Origin of the sequence: Pantoea sp. MBD-2R, assembly GCF_039134845.1 — a bacterium.
Taxonomy (GTDB): domain Bacteria; phylum Pseudomonadota; class Gammaproteobacteria; order Enterobacterales; family Enterobacteriaceae; genus Erwinia.
The window spans coordinates 2,478,307-2,494,813 of record NZ_CP152417.1 but is presented as its reverse complement, the minus strand read 5'-3'; the positions used below and the strand labels follow the sequence as shown (position 1 = coordinate 2,494,813).

At 53.4% G+C, this 16,507-nt stretch carries 14 protein-coding genes; 8 read left to right on the top strand and 6 right to left on the bottom strand.

The genetic code is table 11. The annotated features are described in order from the left end of the window. Positions 1–217: 217 nt before the first annotated feature. Positions 218–2,899, top strand: coding sequence for an aconitate hydratase AcnA (acnA, locus tag AAGQ96_RS11395; protein ID WP_342753599.1), 2,682 nt, complete (start codon positions 218–220; stop codon positions 2,897–2,899). Positions 2,900–2,996: 97 nt separating this feature from the next. Here acnA and ribA read toward each other — a convergent pair whose 3' ends face one another. Further along, complete coding sequence (gene ribA / locus AAGQ96_RS11390) at positions 2,997–3,590, bottom strand: GTP cyclohydrolase II (RefSeq protein ID WP_147200611.1); 594 nt, start codon at positions 3,588–3,590, stop codon at positions 2,997–2,999. 229 nt (positions 3,591–3,819) lie between these two features. Between ribA and pgpB the strand changes: the two genes are divergently transcribed. From pgpB to yciH, 5 genes are all read left to right on the top strand, one after another. Further along, positions 3,820–4,581 (top strand): phosphatidylglycerophosphatase B, encoded by a 762-nt coding sequence (gene pgpB / locus AAGQ96_RS11385; protein WP_342753598.1) that lies wholly within the window; start codon positions 3,820–3,822, stop codon positions 4,579–4,581. Between the two features lie 142 nt (positions 4,582–4,723). After that, entirely contained in the window at positions 4,724–5,026 is a 303-nt protein-coding gene (locus AAGQ96_RS11380) for a LapA family protein (protein WP_147198161.1), read from the top strand. 6 nt (positions 5,027–5,032) lie between these two features. Beyond that, positions 5,033–6,202: a lipopolysaccharide assembly protein LapB gene (gene lapB, locus AAGQ96_RS11375; protein WP_147198159.1), complete on the top strand. Its 1,170-nt coding sequence runs from the start codon at positions 5,033–5,035 to the stop codon at positions 6,200–6,202. A gap of 217 nt (positions 6,203–6,419) precedes the next feature. Next, on the top strand, positions 6,420–7,130 hold the full coding sequence (gene pyrF / locus AAGQ96_RS11370; RefSeq protein ID WP_147198158.1) for an orotidine-5'-phosphate decarboxylase: 711 nt from the start codon (positions 6,420–6,422) through the stop codon (positions 7,128–7,130). Continuing rightward, the gene (gene yciH / locus AAGQ96_RS11365) at positions 7,130–7,456 is read left to right on the top strand and encodes a stress response translation initiation inhibitor YciH (RefSeq protein ID WP_147198156.1); all 327 of its coding nucleotides are present in this window, start codon (positions 7,130–7,132) and stop codon (positions 7,454–7,456) included. Before pyrF ends, yciH begins: the two co-directional genes overlap by 1 nt. Before the next feature lie 48 nt (positions 7,457–7,504). Here the strand turns inward: yciH and osmB are convergent, their stop codons facing one another. Beyond that, on the bottom strand, positions 7,505–7,723 hold the full coding sequence (gene osmB / locus AAGQ96_RS11360) for an osmotically-inducible lipoprotein OsmB (RefSeq protein ID WP_147198154.1): 219 nt from the start codon (positions 7,721–7,723) through the stop codon (positions 7,505–7,507). A gap of 390 nt (positions 7,724–8,113) precedes the next feature. Here osmB and AAGQ96_RS11355 point away from each other — a divergent pair, with 390 nt between their 5' ends. Beyond that, entirely contained in the window at positions 8,114–8,815 is a 702-nt protein-coding gene (locus tag AAGQ96_RS11355) for an L-ribulose-5-phosphate 4-epimerase (protein ID WP_147198152.1), read from the top strand. A 197-nt stretch (positions 8,816–9,012) separates the two neighbouring features. Further along, the gene (locus tag AAGQ96_RS11350; RefSeq protein WP_147198150.1) at positions 9,013–9,882 is read left to right on the top strand and encodes a crotonase/enoyl-CoA hydratase family protein; all 870 of its coding nucleotides are present in this window, start codon (positions 9,013–9,015) and stop codon (positions 9,880–9,882) included. On the opposite strand, the gene pdeR is transcribed toward AAGQ96_RS11350, so the two are convergent. The 4 genes from pdeR to AAGQ96_RS11330 all read right to left on the bottom strand — a co-directional run bounded on the left by pdeR (position 9,879) and on the right by AAGQ96_RS11330 (position 16,500). Beyond that, entirely contained in the window at positions 9,879–11,852 is a 1,974-nt protein-coding gene (gene pdeR / locus AAGQ96_RS11345; RefSeq protein WP_342753597.1) for a cyclic di-GMP phosphodiesterase, read from the bottom strand. The genes AAGQ96_RS11350 and pdeR overlap by 4 nt on opposite strands. A 160-nt stretch (positions 11,853–12,012) precedes the next feature. Further along, positions 12,013–12,303, bottom strand: coding sequence for a CstA-like transporter-associated (seleno)protein (locus AAGQ96_RS11340; protein ID WP_147198146.1), 291 nt, complete (start codon positions 12,301–12,303; stop codon positions 12,013–12,015). After that, positions 12,296–14,362, bottom strand: coding sequence for a carbon starvation CstA family protein (locus AAGQ96_RS11335; RefSeq protein ID WP_342753596.1), 2,067 nt, complete (start codon positions 14,360–14,362; stop codon positions 12,296–12,298). Before AAGQ96_RS11335 ends, AAGQ96_RS11340 begins: the two co-directional genes overlap by 8 nt. Positions 14,363–14,565: 203 nt before the next feature. Next, positions 14,566–16,500, bottom strand: a complete 1,935-nt coding sequence (locus AAGQ96_RS11330) for an exoribonuclease II (protein WP_342753595.1) — start codon at positions 16,498–16,500, stop codon at positions 14,566–14,568. Positions 16,501–16,507: the final 7 nt, after the last annotated feature.

Below are 16,507 nucleotides of genomic sequence, written 5' to 3'. Positions count from 1 at the left end.
CATTAATATCGAAGGGTAATGCATTAATATCGGCAGATTAAAAAAAGAATTTATATAAAAGAGCCTCTCCGCTTCCCGGTGAGGCTTTTTTGTTTATACGGCTGTTTCAGCCTGTGTCAATTTGTGTTGTTATCAAAACGTTACACTCAGTTTGTACTATCTTTAAATCAGACCATATAGTTACTCAGGTTATGATAAGACAAACGAAGGAGGAGTAATGTCGGCGACCCTACATCAGACGACGAAAGCCACGCTGGATGTTAAAGGCCAACGTTATCACTATTACAGTCTGCCTAAAGCGGCAGAACAGCTGGGCGATCTTTCCCGCCTGCCCAAATCCCTGAAGGTTCTTCTGGAGAATTTGCTTCGCTGGCAGGATGAAGAGTCCGTGACGGCTGATGACATTGCCGCCCTGGCGGGTTGGCTCGAACAGGCGCATGCGGATCGCGAAATCGCTTATCGTCCCGCGCGTGTATTAATGCAGGATTTTACGGGTGTGCCAGCAGTGGTGGATCTTGCTGCGATGCGTGAAGCGGTCAAGCGTCTTGGTGGCGACATTGCAAAAGTGAATCCGCTTTCTCCCGTCGATCTGGTTATTGACCATTCGGTAACGGTGGATCATTTTGGCGATGATGATGCGTTTGAAGAAAACGTACGGCTGGAAATGGAACGCAACCACGAACGCTATGTTTTCCTGCGCTGGGGGCAAAAAGCCTTTAACAAATTCAGCGTAGTGCCGCCGGGCACCGGCATCTGTCACCAGGTCAATCTTGAGTATTTAGGTAAGGCCATCTGGCATGAAACGCAGGATGGCGAAGAAGTGGCTTACCCCGATACGCTGGTTGGCACGGATTCACATACCACGATGATCAATGCGCTGGGCGTATTAGGGTGGGGCGTAGGCGGCATTGAGGCGGAAGCAGCGATGCTGGGACAGCCAGTGTCGATGCTGATCCCGGATGTCGTCGGCTTTAAGCTGAGCGGGAAATTAAAACCGGGTATTACCGCAACTGACCTGGTACTGACCGTCACTCAAATGCTGCGTAAGCATGGCGTGGTGGGCAAGTTTGTTGAATTTTATGGCGATGGTCTGGATGACTTGCCGCTGGCGGACCGGGCAACCATCGCCAATATGGCGCCTGAATATGGTGCGACCTGCGGATTTTTCCCGGTAGATGATATCACGTTAGGCTATATGAGCCTGACCGGACGATCGCCTGAACAGGTTGCGCTGGTGGAGGCCTATGCAAAAGCGCAGGGTATGTGGCGCAATCCTGGCGATGACCCGGTTTTCACCAGCTCGCTGGCGCTGGATATGAATGAGGTTGAAGCGAGTCTGGCCGGACCGAAACGTCCGCAGGATCGCGTGTCGCTCGGCGATGTACCCCAGGCTTTCCAGGCAAGTAATGAACTGGAAGTTAATCAGGCGCAGAAGCAGCATAAAGCCGTAAGTTATCGCGATCGGGCAACCGGCCAGCAGCATCAGCTTGAAGATGGCGCAGTGGTGATTTCGGCTATTACCTCCTGTACCAATACCTCTAACCCCAGCGTATTGATGGCCGCCGGGCTGTTGGCTAAAAACGCCGTTAACCTTGGCCTTAAACGTAAACCCTGGGTAAAAGCGTCGCTGGCACCCGGCTCTAAGGTCGTTTCCGATTATCTGGCGACGGCACGGCTCACGCCTTATCTGGATAAGCTGGGTTTCAACCTGGTGGGCTACGGTTGTACCACGTGTATCGGTAACTCAGGGCCGCTACCCGACGCGATTGAAAGCGCGATTAAGCAGGGTGATTTGACCGTCGGTGCCGTTCTGTCTGGCAACCGTAACTTTGAAGGGCGCATCCATCCGTACGTTAAAACCAACTGGCTGGCTTCGCCGCCGCTGGTCGTAGCCTATGCGCTGGCGGGCAATATGAACATCAATTTGCAGACCGAACCGCTGGGTGAAGATCACACCGGCAAACCGGTCTATCTGCATGATATCTGGCCATCACCGGAAGCAATTGCAGAAGCGGTACAGCTGGTCTCCACTGAAATGTTCCATAAAGAGTATGCCGAAGTCTTTGAAGGCACCCCGGAATGGCAGGAAATTAAAGTCAGCGAGGCGGCAACCTACGACTGGGATGAAGGCTCGACCTATATTCGCCTGTCGCCATTTTTTGACGATATGGGCAGAGAGCCTGAGCCGGTTGAAGATATCAGCGGGGCAAGGATCCTCGCCATTCTGGGGGATTCCGTCACTACTGATCATATCTCCCCTGCGGGCAGCATCAAAGCGGAAAGTCCGGCCGGACGTTATCTGTTGGATCATGGCGTTGAGCGAGGTGATTTCAACTCCTATGGTTCACGACGGGGAAATCATGAAGTCATGATGCGCGGTACTTTTGCCAATATACGTATCCGCAACGAAATGGTTCCGGGGGTTGAAGGTGGCGTTACCCGTTTTGTTCCGGGCGACGAACAGCTGGCCATTTATGATGCGGCAATGAAATATCAGCAGCAGTCAACGCCGCTGGCGGTGATTGCAGGGAAAGAATATGGTTCGGGATCGAGCCGTGACTGGGCGGCCAAAGGGCCACGCTTACTGGGCGTAAGGGTGGTAATCGCTGAATCCTTTGAGCGTATCCACCGTTCGAATCTGATAGGGATGGGCATTCTGCCACTGGAGTTCCCGCAGGGCGTAACCCGTAAAACGCTCGGCCTGACGGGTGATGAACAGATTGATGTGAAAAACCTTCACTTACTGAAACCCGGCGGAACGGTGCAGGTGACGCTGACGCGTGCAGACGGCAGCGCCGAAACGCTGGAGGCTCGCTGCCGTATTGATACCGGCAACGAATTAACCTATTACCAGAACGACGGCATTCTGCATTACGTGATTCGTAATATGCTGAATTAGGCGGCACGATCAGGCTGCTGACGAGGATCGCCGGCCTGTAACAACGCGTCCTGAGCCATCGGTGGCCCAGGACGCGCGCGGGCAGGGATGCCTGATATCACTCTTTTGACAGCAGATGACCCATTTTCGCGGCTTTAGTATCGAGATAGTGAGCGTTCTCCGGGTTGCGGCCCACAATCAGCGGAACGCGCTCAACGATATTAATACCCGCCTCGCTGAGGATCTCAACTTTGCGTGGGTTATTGGTGAGCAGGCGAACTTCATTCACGCCGAGCAGCTTGAACATATCTGCGCACAGGGTGAAATCACGCTCGTCGGCCGCAAAACCGAGCTGATGATTGGCCTCAACGGTGTCATAGCCTTTATCCTGCAAGGCATAGGCGCGGATTTTATTTAGCAGCCCAATATTGCGACCTTCCTGGCGATGGTAGAGCAGCACGCCACGCCCTTCCTCCGCAATGTGGTTTAGCGCGGCTTCGAGCTGAAAGCCGCAGTCACAGCGCAGGCTGAACAGGGCATCGCCCGTCAGACACTCTGAGTGCACGCGAGCCAGTACGGCTTCGCTGTCGGTAATATCGCCATAAACCAGCGCGACGTGATCGTGGCCCGTGGCCAGTTCTTCGAAACCAACCATCAGGAAATCTCCCCATGGCGTGGGCAGTTTGGCTTCTGCTACCCGTTTAAGCTGCATGTGACTCTCCAGTACATCAGGTGTTGCTAAGTTATCGTCGCTGGTTGCCAGCCATCTGGCATCATCAATGCCAGCCATTTTGCCACAATCAGAGCAGCGGCGGTTAACGTCTTAGCGCGAATGTTGTAATACCGCACAATTATCACCATCTCAATCAGTATGTTATTATTTTTTCTCATATTGTCAGCAGAAAATGACCTTTTTGTTTTGAACTACCAGGAGAGAAGCCATGTTTGAGATTGCCAAACGCACCACGCTGGGTGCCGTGTTGCTGCTGATTATGCCGCTTGGCGTCTGGTTTTCCGGTTGGCAGTGGCAGCCCGTGCAGATGGGATTCGGTCATAAGTTGCTGTTTTGGTTAACGGAAACCGTTACCAGCCCGTGGGGCATTGTCACCAGTACCGTGCTTTGCGGCTGGTTTCTCTGGTGTCTGCGTTACCGACTGAAGGCGGCGGTTATTTTATTGGTTATCGTTATTGCAGCGATTCTGGCGGGTCAGTACAGCAAAACCTTTATTAAAGATCAGGTGCGTGAACCCCGTCCCTATGTGGTATGGCTGGAACAGTATGACGGCCTGAATGAGCAATTCTTTTATCAGCAAACCCGCAAGCAGCGAAGCGTACTGGTACGAGAGGCCATTAATGACGATCCTCAACTGCCTGCATGGTTGAAAGCGCACTGGGAATTTGAAACCGGCTATGCATTTCCTTCCGGCCATACTATGTTTGCAGCAAGCTGGGCGCTGTTGGCAGTTGGTCTGCTGTGGCCACGTCGGCGTATTGTCACGCTGACGGTGTTGGTACTCTGGGCCGTTGGGGTGATGGCCAGCCGGTTGGTGCTGGGCATGCACTGGCCGCGCGATCTTGTTACTTCCACGCTCATCAGCTGGGTGCTGGTGACGCTGGCAACGTGGCTGGTGCAGCGCTACAGTGGTCCGCTTACCGTTCCACCAGCGGAAGAGCAGGAAATAAGCGAACGAGAAGAGCGGTGATTGTGTTCCGGGGATTTGTCCCCATAACATCAACGCAGGAGAAATTTTTCGCGGTATCGGCTGCTGATGAGGTTTCAGGCAAGCAACAGGGCTAATTTTTTGGCATAATTCATCTGATTATCATCAGACTATGGGACGGACTGTGAAATATTTGCTGATTTTTTTACTGGTTTTAGTGATCTTTATCATCTCAGTCACGCTGGGTGCGCATAATGACCAGGTTGTCACATTTAACTATCTGCTGGCGCAGGGGCAATATCGTGTCTCCACGCTGCTGGCGACGCTGTTTGCCGCCGGCTTCTTGCTGGGATGGGCGATTTGTGGACTGTTCTGGCTGCGCCTGCGCGTTTCGCTGGCAGCCTCACAACGTAAGCTGAAGCGTTTGCAGCATCAGATTGGTCAGGCGGAAGAGGCATCGCCGTCCGTGCCTGCCGTTAAGGAATAATTTCACATGTTGGAACTGCTGTTTCTGTTATTACCCGTGGCCGCTGCCTATGGCTGGTACATGGGGCGCAGGAGTGCGCAGCAGGACAGGCAACAAGAAGCCAGCCGTCTGTCGCGTGACTATGTTGCCGGGGTGAACTTCCTGCTCTCTAATCAACAGGACAAAGCGGTCGATCTCTTTCTGGAAATGCTGAAGGAAGACAGCGGCGCGGTCGAGGCTCATCTCACCCTGGGCAACCTGTTTCGTTCGCGGGGCGAAGTGGATCGTGCCATTCGTATCCACCAGGCGCTGATGGAGAGCGCCTCTCTGACTTACGATCAGCGATTGCTGGCTATTCAGCAACTGGGCCGCGACTATATGGCAGCCGGTTTCTACGATCGTGCGGAAGAGATGTTTAGCCAACTGACGGATGAAACTGATTTCCGCATTGGCGCATTGCAGCAGCTGCTGATTATTCATCAGGCAACCAGCGACTGGCCAAAAGCCATTGAGGTGGCCGAACGTCTGGTCAAGCTCGGCAAAGACAAACAGCGAATGGAAATCGCTCATTTTTATTGCGAGCTGGCGTTGCAGGCAATGAGCAGCGACGACCTGGATCGCGCTATGGGACTGCTGAAAAAGGGCGAATCCGCCGACCGGGAAAGCGCACGCGTCTCCATTATGATGGGCCGTATCCACATGGCGAACGGCGACTACGCCAAAGCGGTGGGGATGTTTGAACGCGTAATAGAGCAGGATAAAGAGTTAGTCAGTGAGACGCTTGAGATGCTTGAAGCGTGTTATGCAAAGCTGCAACAGCCAACGGCCTGGGCCGATTATTTGAAACGTTGCGTTGAAGAAAATACTGGCGCAGTGGCTGAACTCTATCTGTCCGACGTGATTGAACATGACGAAGGCGGCGAAGTCGCCCAGATTTATATTAACCGACAGCTGCAACGCCATCCCACTATGCGCGTTTTCCATCGCCTGATGGATTACCATCTTCACGAAGCGGAAGATGGTCGGGCAAAAGAAAGCCTGATGGTATTGCGCGATATGGTCGGAGAACAAATCCGTACCAAGCCGCGCTATCGCTGCCACAAATGTGGTTTTACTGCACATGCTCTCTACTGGCACTGTCCTTCCTGTCGTGCCTGGTCATCCGTTAAACCGATTCGCGGCCTTGACGGTCAGTAACCATTGTAAGATGACTGACCGCTTTCCTTTATTTTAGTTACAACATACTAATTGCTGTGATTCAATTGATGCCAGTAGCAACGGTATCGTTTTCCGTCAGGCAGGCGAGGATTGCGAAAACCCGGTCGCTAACCTGTGATTTTGTTAACGTCGCAGGTAGAATGCTTGCCGTTTATCTCTTGCGCCATGCGGTGCTCCATCTTCAGAGGGTTTTATCATGCAATCACCTCACGGCTCCCAAATCCTGGTAGCGTTAGATTATGCTGACCACGCCAGCGCTATGGCATTTGTCGACCGCATCGATCCACGCAGCTGTCGCCTGAAAGTGGGCAAAGAGATGTTTACCCTGTTCGGTCCTCAGCTGGTACGCGATCTGCAACAGCGCGGTTTTGAGGTGTTCCTTGACCTGAAATTTCATGATATTCCCAACACGACGGCTCACGCGGTCGCCGCTGCGGCGGATCTCGGCGTGTGGATGGTCAACGTGCATGCCAGCGGCGGGGCGCGGATGATGACCGCGGCTCGTGAAGCGCTGGTTCCCTTTGGTAACGATGCTCCTCTTTTGATCGCTGTTACCGTCCTCACCAGCATGGAAGCGGAAGATTTGCGCGGTATTGGAATTGATCTTTCACCTGCCGATCATGCGGAACGCCTGGCGCGGCTTACCCAAAACTGTGGCCTGAATGGCGTGGTTTGCTCAGCTCAGGAAGCGGCGCGTTTTAAACAGACATTGGGCGCAGAGTTTAAACTGGTGACCCCTGGCATTCGTCCCGTCGGCAGCGATGCAGGCGATCAGCGCCGCATTATGACGCCTCAGCAGGCAAAACTGGCAGGCGTGGACTATATGGTTATTGGACGCCCGGTGACGCAGGCTGCGGATCCCGCTGCGGCACTAGACGGCATCCTTGCATCGTTACAGGAGGCATAATGGCCGATCACAACAGCCGTCTGGTTTACTCCACTGAAACCGGACGGATTGACGAACCGAAAGAAACCGTGCAGCGACCTAAAGGCGACGGCATTGTGCGCATCCAGCGCCAGACCAGCGGGCGTAAAGGCAAAGGCGTCTGCCTGGTAACGGGCGTGGATCTGGCCGATGCAGAGCTGGAAAAGCTGGCGGCCGAGCTAAAGAAAAAGTGCGGTTGCGGTGGCGCTGTTAAAGAGGGCGTCATTGAAATTCAGGGCGATAAGCGTGATTTATTGAAAACGCTGCTTGAAGCGAAAGGGATGAAGGTCAAACTGGCAGGCGGCTGAAACATCAGGGCCGCGTTGAATCGCGGCCCTTGCAAACATCATGACAGATTAACGACTGATCTGATGTCCGATGATGCCGCCGACTGCGGCACCGCCTACGGTACCGAGGCCGCTGCCGTTAGAGAGGATGGAGCCGCCAATGGCACCTGCGCCAGCCCCAATTGCCGTATTACGGTCACGTTTAGACCAATTCGAACATCCGGCCAGAGAAAGCAGTAAAGTCGCGGCCAACAGGCCCGCGGTGATGCGTTTTGCATTTATTGACATAGTTACTTCTCCATTATTGCTGCTGCAGAAAACCTTTTTAAGTATAGTCCTGGTCCGTTTATGACGGCCCGGGAACAGCGCATTTAACAGCGATTTATCTCACTAAACTGAAATTTTTAGCGGTAAAATTTCGTCGACAGGCCCATTCAGCGCTGCGTCAGAATGTAATAGTTTAGCTTCTCATTATCACTATTGTTGCTATTACAGATATATATTGTAACAACTACTGTTCACCTTTACAGGTAAAAAATCCGAATTACTGCCCAGGCTGTCACTCTCGGGCAACGTTCTGTTGCTGTAGCCAGTTTTTGCCACGCATCCAGCCATTACCTCCATACCCTGATATTCAGCCAGCAGTGACAATAGTGAAAAACAGGCTGGAGAGTGAAAATGTTGGAAGAACTGAAGCAACGCGTACTGGATGCTAACCTGGCGTTACCCCGCCATGGCCTGGTGGTGTTTACCTGGGGAAACGTCAGCGCTATCGACCGCGCCAGCGGATTGATGGTAATCAAACCGTCAGGCGTCAGTTATGAAGAGATGAAAAGAGACGATATGGTGGTGGTGGCGCTGGAAAGCGGTGAGGTTATTGAAGGAAATATGCGGCCTTCGTCGGATACCGACACCCACCGGGCGCTCTATCTTGCCTGGCCTGACGTGGGTGGCATTGTCCACACGCATTCCCGGCACGCCACTATCTGGGCGCAGGCGGGAAGGGAGATCCCGGCCTGGGGAACGACGCATGCTGATGATTTTTACGGCACCATTCCCTGTACTCGTCAGATGTATCCGCAGGAGATTCAGACAAAATATGAGTGGGAAACGGGGCAGGTTATTATTGAAACCTTCCAGGAACGCGATCTCGATCCCTTAGCGATACCCGCCGTGCTGGTGAATTCACACGGGCCTTTTTGCTGGGGGGCAACACCTGAAAAAGCTGTCCACGCGGCCGTGGTGCTGGAGGAGGTCGCCTATATGGGCATTTTTAGTCAACAGCTGACGGCAGAACTGCCTGCTATCCAACAACCCCTACTTGACTGTCACTATCTGCGTAAGCACGGCAGCAACGCCTGGTATGGTCAGAAGAAGTAAATTAACCAGATTAGGTAATATAACGATTTTTTATGGTTGTAAGGGGGTGTCTCTCCTCTTACGGCTGCTGTTTTTAGGGTATTTATGGTAATAACCAAATTATTTCACCTTAAAAATCATCTCTGAGTTAAGCAAGGTCATTCTCTGCATTACGCTTGGGCCGCGTTTAAGCGCACCCATAAACTAAGGATGAGAGTATGACCGTAATTAATCAGACAACCTGTAAGCTGTTTACTGAAGCTGGACAAACAACGCAACTCACTGCGTACTATGAAGAAGGGCGTCGCACGCTGTGGATGATGCTCAGGGCGCAGCCACGCCCAAGCTTTAACCACGCGCTGATTGAAGAGATTATGAATCTCAGCTATGCCGCGCAACGCTCAGGTCTGCAGATAGACTTTTGGGTAACGGGTTCACTGGTGCCCAACATGTTTAATGCCGGTGGCGATCTGCGTTTTTTTGTTGAGTCCATCAAAAATGGTCAGCGTGAGGCGCTTCGGGCTTATGCCAGGGCTTGTGTTGATTGCATTCATGCGGCAGCACGAGGATTTGACACCGGCGCCGTCTCAATTGCAATGGTAGAAGGAAGCGCGTTAGGCGGCGGTTTCGAGGCGGCACTGGCTCACCATTTTATCCTGGCACAGGATACGGCGAGAATGGGCTTCCCTGAAATTGCTTTTAACCTGTTTCCGGGGATGGGCGGCTACTCACTGGTCTCCCGTCGCGCAGGAATGAAAGTGGCTGAAGAGTTAATCTTTGAAGGGGAATCACACTCGGCCGAGTGGTTTGAAGCACGCGGGCTGGTGGACAGGCTCTTTCAGCCGGGCGAAGGCTATCAGGCCACGCGTACTTTTATTGACACGATGAGGCCGAAACTGAATGGGGTCAGGGCAATGTTAAAAGCGCGTCAGCGGGTGCTTCAACTGACGCGGGCCGAATTAATGGACATAACCGAAGACTGGGTGGATTTTGCCTTCTCGATTGAGCCGAAAGATATTGCTTATATGGAACGGCTGGTTCAGTTGCAGGATCGCCACAGCGCGCAGGCTATGCGTAAAGCGGGCTAACCTTTAACGGTTGCCAGCCAGTCCTCCAGTTCAGCGGGGGGCATAGGTCTGGCGTATAAAAATCCCTGGCGAGCGTCTACACCGCTCGCCATAATAAACATTTCCTCTTCAACGGTTTCGATACCCTCAGCAATCACCTTTAAATCCAATGCCTTCGCCACGGCGACAATCGCCCGTACCAGCGACTGCGAAACCGGCTGATTATTAACATTATGCACAAAACTGCGGTCAAGCTTGATGGTATCAATCGGCATGCGTGCCAGCTGGGAAAGCGAGGAGTAACCGGTGCCAAAATCGTCAAGATGCACTTCTGCGCCAAGCTGCCGAAACTGCTCCATCAGCGTGAGTGCCTGTTGCTCATTCTCAATCAGGCAGCTTTCGGTCAGTTCAATATCAATAGGGCAGCTGGCAAGCCGGGCCTCCTGCAACGCCAGTTTCAGATCGATGTAGATATTCTGATCGATAAGCTGACGCGGCGAAACATTCACCGCCACGCGAAGGTTAATGCCTTTTTCCCGCCAGCGTACAACCTGCGCCAGTGCGGTATGGATGACCCAACGCCCAAGCGGCACGATCAGTCCTGACTCTTCAGCATAGGAAATAAAATCTCTGGGAGAAACCAGCCCACGCTCGGGTGATGTCCAGCGAACCAGCGCCTCGACGCTGTTCACGTTCCCTTCACGGTCCAGTTTTGGCTGATAATGGATCAGCAGCTGATTTTGATCGAGCGCCTTACGTAAATTGGTATCCAGCCACAAATATTCAAATACCCGTCGGTTCATTTCCGCTGAGAAAATGCAGAACCGCCCCCGACCGTTCTCTTTCGCGCTATACATCGCCGTATCCGCATTACGGATTAAACTCTCGCGATCCTCACCATGCTCAGGGCTGATAGCTATGCCAATTGAGCAGCCTGAGTAAACTTCAATCGGGCCGAGCCGGAACGGTTCTTTGAGCCGGTGAAGAATACGCGACGACATCGCTTCCAGCGAAACCTGAGTAGCCTGTCTGGACAGCACGATGAATTCGTCGCCGCCAAGGCGCGCCAGCGTCTGCTCCTCATCCAGACAGTTCAGAATCGCCAGTGAAACCATTTGCAGCAGCCTATCGCCGAACATATGTCCGTAGGCGTCATTAACCTTTTTAAAATTGTCCAAATCAAGATAGACGATACCGACTTGCTGATCGTTCGCCAGCGCCTCGGCGATAGCATTATTTATCGCATTACGGTTAGGCAGGCCGGTCACGCTATCGGTGTTGGCCAGAACGTGCAGGCGCTCCTGTGCACGGCGCTCTTCGGTAATATCCGTCCCGGAGCAGATCAGGTAGATTTCATTCTTGCCGCTGCCGCTGTGCACAAACTTATTACGAAAAAGGAACAAACGCTGACCTTGAAGGGTTTTAATCCAGCGTTCCACTTCATATGAATTACCGTCGCGGAAAAAACCGCTGACGTTACGGCGCGATGCCGCGGCTTCCCGGCGTGTCATAAACAGCTGAAACACATTGCGGCCAATAACTTCCTGTTCTTTCAGCCCGGTATATTCCTCGCTTTTACGGTTGAAACGCTGAATATTACCGTGCTGATCGAGGATAACAATCACCGAATTGGCTTCAGAAACGACCTGTTCGGCAAAAGAGAGTCCCGAAACCAGATCGCGTGCGACCGCCGTAGTGTCGCCCCATGCGGAAGCACTACCAGCCCATTCGGACTGGTTCACCTTACGTCCAACAAGATGCATTGATAATGACTCGCCATAGAGGTTTAGCGTCAGATTGACGCTGGATGTAATCACCGTCATGGCGCGTAATAAATTTGCTTGTGAAGGCGTTAGTGCAATGACGACATGTGTACTGGCCAGTTCATCTTCGGCAAACAAAAGTGCGTCGCTGTCAGACTTTAAACGCCAATGAGGGCTGCTGGTTCCAAACCAGGTATAAAGCAATGATTGCCCTTCATCACTGGTCATCACGTATCTCCTTGAGGGATGCTAAGTAGTAAGGGTCTTTCATCGTAAGCAACAGTATTCGGCGATCGGCAGAATCTCAAGGCGTAGGGGTAATATATTTTTTATGTAATGAATTAAGTATAGAGTAATTCGGCCCCGAGCGAATGTTCGGGGCCGTTATTCAGCAGGGACATTTTCCTATTTTACCCGCCTTTGAGGGGTAGCGGGCATCAAGACAGTAGCGATGGAATGCTTTCTCCGTCATTGGCGGAGTATCAGGATGTTTTAGCTGCATATGACGAACATAATTACCGTAATCCTGTACGCCAACCATCAGTCGAAAACTTTGCGCCAGCCGCGAAATCAACAGCCGTAGCGTAAAGGGCTGCGGCGCTGGCGCTGCCGGTAGTGGATAGCAACGCCGCACCTGCAATGAGCGCCTTTTAGCGCGTGCAAAAATGGCCTCAGACATGACGCACCTCACTTCGCAGGATCTGTTCCGATTCATGCACGGTAGGGGTTGGGCTCGTTAGCGCGCGTCGAATAACAAAAAACGCGGCGATCAGCATGGTCACGGCAACCAGCATGAAAAAACCACAGAGCGCGGCGTTAATCTGATTACTGAAAACGATGGTCTGCATATCCGCGAGAGTTTTAGCGGGCGCAATAATGACGCCTTCCTCCACTCCTTTAGAAAACTTACGTGCCTGAGCCAGAAAACCGATGCTCGGTTTCTCGTGGAAAATCTTCTGCCAGCCAGCGGTCATTGAAGTGATAAACAGCCAGGCGGTCGGTAAAATAGTGACCCAGGCATAGCGCTGCTTCTTCATCCGGAACAGCACCACGGTGCCGAGGATCAGTGCCATGGATGCCAGCATCTGATTACCGATGCCGAACAGCGGCCACAGCGTATTGATGCCGCCAAGCGGATCGACGACGCCCTGATAAACAAAGAATCCCCAGCCTGCGACGGCAACGGCGGTGCCCGCCAGATTTCCCAACCATGAGCGGTTATTTGCCAGTGAAGGCACGATAGTCCCTGCCAAATCCTGCACCATAAACCGGCAGGCACGCGTTCCGGCATCTACCGCAGTCAGAATAAACAAGGCTTCAAACAGAATGGCGAAGTGATACCAGAACGCCATCATTGCCCGGCTGTTAAAGACGTCAGTAATGATATGCGCCATGCCTACGGCGAAAGTCGGCGCGCCGCCCGCTCGGGAAAGGATGGTGGCTTCGCCCACGTCTCGTGCCGTAACCGTCAGCATTTCAGGCGTAACAACGAATCCCCAGCTGTTAATGGCCTGCGAGGCGGTTTCAACGGTGGTTCCGATTAACGCCGCCGGAGAGTTCATCGCAAAATAAACGCCGGGGTCGATGACCGAAGCACAGATCAGCGCCATGATAGCCACGAAAGATTCCATTAACATCGCGCCATAGCCAATCAGGCGCATATGGCTCTCGCGTTCGACAAGTTTTGGCGTTGTCCCGCTGGAAACCAGCGCATGAAAACCGGAAATAGCACCACAGGCGATGGTAATAAATAAAAACGGGAACAGGCTGCCGGAAAATACCGGACCGCTGCCGTCGATAAACTTTGTCACCGCCGGCATTTTCATTTCCGGCATGGCAAATAAAATGCCAACGGCGAGGCCGATAATGACCCCGATTTTTAAAAAGGTAGAAAGGTAATCACGCGGTGCCAGCAGCAGCCAGACGGGCAGCACCGACGCGATAAAACCATAAATTACCAGGACCCAGGTGAGCGTGGTGCCTTTCAGGGTAAAGAAGGGGCCCCAGAAGGGATGCTGTGCGATGTTGCCGCCAAAAATAATGGCCGCCATCATCAGCACAAAACCAATCAACGAGACCTCAGCGATTTTTCCGGGCCGCAGAAAACGCATATAAATGCCCATAAACAGCGCGATAGGAATGGTGGCGGCAAGGGTAAATAATCCCCACGGGCTATTGGCCAACGCTTTTACGACGACCAGCGCCAGGGCAGACAGAATAATGATCATTACGCCAAGCGCGCCCAGCATCGTCACCACGCCAGCAAAGGCGCCCAGCTCCTGCTTTGCCATCTCGCCCAGCGAGCGGCCATCACGTCGCGTTGAAATAAACAGGATCAAGAAATCTTGTACGGCTCCCGCCAGCATGACGCCAATCAATATCCACAGCGTCCCGGGCAGGAAGCCCATCTGCGCGGCAAGAATAGGGCCGACCAGCGGACCCGCGCCCGCAATGGCGGCGAAATGGTGACCAAACAGCACCCATTTATTGGTGGGAACATAGTCCAGACCATCGTTTTTTCTTTCGGCTGGCGTCAGCCTGCGGTCATCCAGCTCAAAAATATTGCGGGCAATAAACAGGCTGTAAAAGCGCCACGCGATGCTGTAGCAGGCTACGGCGGCAACCACCAGCCAGAGAGCATTAACGTGTTCCCCCCGACTCAGCGCCAGCATGGCAAAGGCAGTCGCGCCAATCAGTGCGACGCCCGTCCAAATTACCCCGGTTTTAACATTTCTCATGACAAACTCCCTGGCGCAGCCAGCTCAATGTTAATGATGATGTTAAAACTAATGTAATTATTTGTTAATGAAAGCCAATCAGGAGAGATCTGTGAGGTAGCAAAGAATTTTTTGTTGAACGGGCAGGAGGGGATTAGGGTGCAACTTAACGCAGGCGGGCAAGAAAACAGGCGGGAGGAAGATTATCCCGCCTGTTAAGCGCGTTACGCCACCGGGCGCGCGACGATACTGCGGGTTTCCATACGGACTTCAGCGATAGTCACTTCAATCACGTCAGTAACGCGATAAACCACTTCGCCTTTAATCTGTACGGTGCCATTTTCCTGGCTGCACACCATCTCATCACGTACGGCATGGATGAACGGGGCAGGGATAAAGGCCACCGCGCCGTTAGCGGTCAGGCGCACGCGCATGCCGCCACGCGAAACATCAATGATCTCGGCAGCAAAACGCTCATCGGTTCCGGCAGATTTTTGCAGGAAGCGTGAGTACAGCCAGTCACCCACATCGCGCTCGGCCATGCGGTTCAGACGACGACGTTCGCTCATTTTGACCGTGACGTCATCCTGTGGACGGCTCGCCGCTTCGCCTTTGATCATCGCTTTCAGCAGGCGATGGTTAATCATATCGCCATACTTACGGATCGGTGAGGTCCAGGTCGCGTAAGCTTCCAGACCAAGGCCAAAGTGCGGGCCTGGCTCGATGCCGATTTCGGCAAACGACTGGAAACGACGGATACGGCTGTCGAGGAACTGGGTAGGCTGAGCATCCAGTTCGCGACGCATGATGCGGAAGCCTTCCAGCGTAGCGATGGCGACCGGATCTACTTTCACGCCGTGGTTTTCCAGCACCGCAGCGGCCTGTTCAGCGTTTACCGCATCAAAGCCCTGGTGAATGTTATAGATACCAAAGCCCAGCTTATCGCGCAGCACGGCAGCGGCGCAGATATTTGCCGTGATCATCGCTTCTTCGACAATGCGGTTAGCGATACGACGGTGCTCGGCAATGATATCCAGCACTTCGCCCTTTTCGCCCAGCAGGAAGCGGAAGTCAGGACGATCCTTAAATACCAGCGCATGGGTTTTACGCCATTCGCCGCGCGCCAGACACAGCTTGTGCAGCAGACGGATCTGCGTCGCAATAGCGTCGTTTTCCGGCTGCCATGTACCGCTGTTTTCCAGCCAGTCAGAAACATTGTCGTAGGCCAGCTTCGCTTTGGATTCAATCCAGGCGGCAAAGAAGTGGACATCCTCACCCAGCGTGCCGTCAGCCGCTACGGTTACGCGGCAGGCCAGCACTGGACGACGCTCATTAGGGCGCAGCGAACAAATATCGTCAGACAGCTGACGCGGCAGCATCGGGATGTTGAAGCCGGGCAGATAGTTGGTGAACGAACGCTCGGCGGCGATGGCATCAAGCGGGCTGTCTGCCGCAACGTACGCGGTCGGATCGGCAATGGCGATGGTCAGACGCAGCTGGCCGTCGGCCAGTTCTTCCACATACAGCGCATCGTCCATATCTTCGGTGCTGGCACTGTCAATAGTGACGAAATCCAGCGCGGTCAGATCTTCACGCACCAGGCCTTCGTCCCTCATTTCGCCGGTAACGGCTTCTGGTGCTTCGCGCTCGAGGTTATGACGTGACAGTGTCACCCACCACGGTGCCAGATGGTCGTCTGCGGTGGTGATAAAAGCGGTCAGCTCAGCGTAAAAAGTACGGTCGCCCTTCAGGGGATGACGACGCATCTCGGCCACGGCCCAGTCGCCCGCCTGGAAATCATGCTGTACGCTACGGTCCGCGCGGCACTGGATCGCATCCCTTAACAGAGGATGGTCGGGAACGATAGACAGACGGTCATCTTTACGCTGAACGCGGCCAACAAAACGGGTGAGGAAAGGCTCGATAAGCGTTTCCGGATCGGCAACTTCACGATCCTTATCCGTTTGCAGCACCGCGCTCACGCGGTCGCCGTGCATGACTTTTTTCATGAACGGTGGCGGGATGAAATAGCTTTTCTGGGCATCGACTTCCAGAAAGCCGAAACCTTTTTCAGTGCCTTTTACCACACCCTCAACACGCGGCGTCTGGGAGTGGAGTTTCTCTTTGAGCTGCGCGAGCAGCGGGTTATCCTGGAACATAATCTCA

Coding starts and splice junctions, on each gene's coding strand:
- pgpB (WP_342753598.1), top strand. CDS start 3,820: ATGTTTGAGATTGCCAAACGCACCACGCTGGGTGCCGTGTTGCTGCTG.
- AAGQ96_RS11350 (WP_147198150.1), top strand. CDS start 9,013: ATGACCGTAATTAATCAGACAACCTGTAAGCTGTTTACTGAAGCTGGA.
- AAGQ96_RS11335 (WP_342753596.1), bottom strand. CDS start 14,362: ATGAGAAATGTTAAAACCGGGGTAATTTGGACGGGCGTCGCACTGATT.
- AAGQ96_RS11330 (WP_342753595.1), bottom strand. CDS start 16,500: ATGTTCCAGGATAACCCGCTGCTCGCGCAGCTCAAAGAGAAACTCCAC.
- acnA (WP_342753599.1), top strand. CDS start 218: ATGTCGGCGACCCTACATCAGACGACGAAAGCCACGCTGGATGTTAAA.
- ribA (WP_147200611.1), bottom strand. CDS start 3,590: ATGCAGCTTAAACGGGTAGCAGAAGCCAAACTGCCCACGCCATGGGGA.
- lapB (WP_147198159.1), top strand. CDS start 5,033: ATGTTGGAACTGCTGTTTCTGTTATTACCCGTGGCCGCTGCCTATGGC.
- pdeR (WP_342753597.1), bottom strand. CDS start 11,852: ATGACCAGTGATGAAGGGCAATCATTGCTTTATACCTGGTTTGGAACC.
- AAGQ96_RS11355 (WP_147198152.1), top strand. CDS start 8,114: ATGTTGGAAGAACTGAAGCAACGCGTACTGGATGCTAACCTGGCGTTA.
- osmB (WP_147198154.1), bottom strand. CDS start 7,723: ATGTCAATAAATGCAAAACGCATCACCGCGGGCCTGTTGGCCGCGACT.
- pyrF (WP_147198158.1), top strand. CDS start 6,420: ATGCAATCACCTCACGGCTCCCAAATCCTGGTAGCGTTAGATTATGCT.
- AAGQ96_RS11340 (WP_147198146.1), bottom strand. CDS start 12,303: ATGTCTGAGGCCATTTTTGCACGCGCTAAAAGGCGCTCATTGCAGGTG.
- yciH (WP_147198156.1), top strand. CDS start 7,130: ATGGCCGATCACAACAGCCGTCTGGTTTACTCCACTGAAACCGGACGG.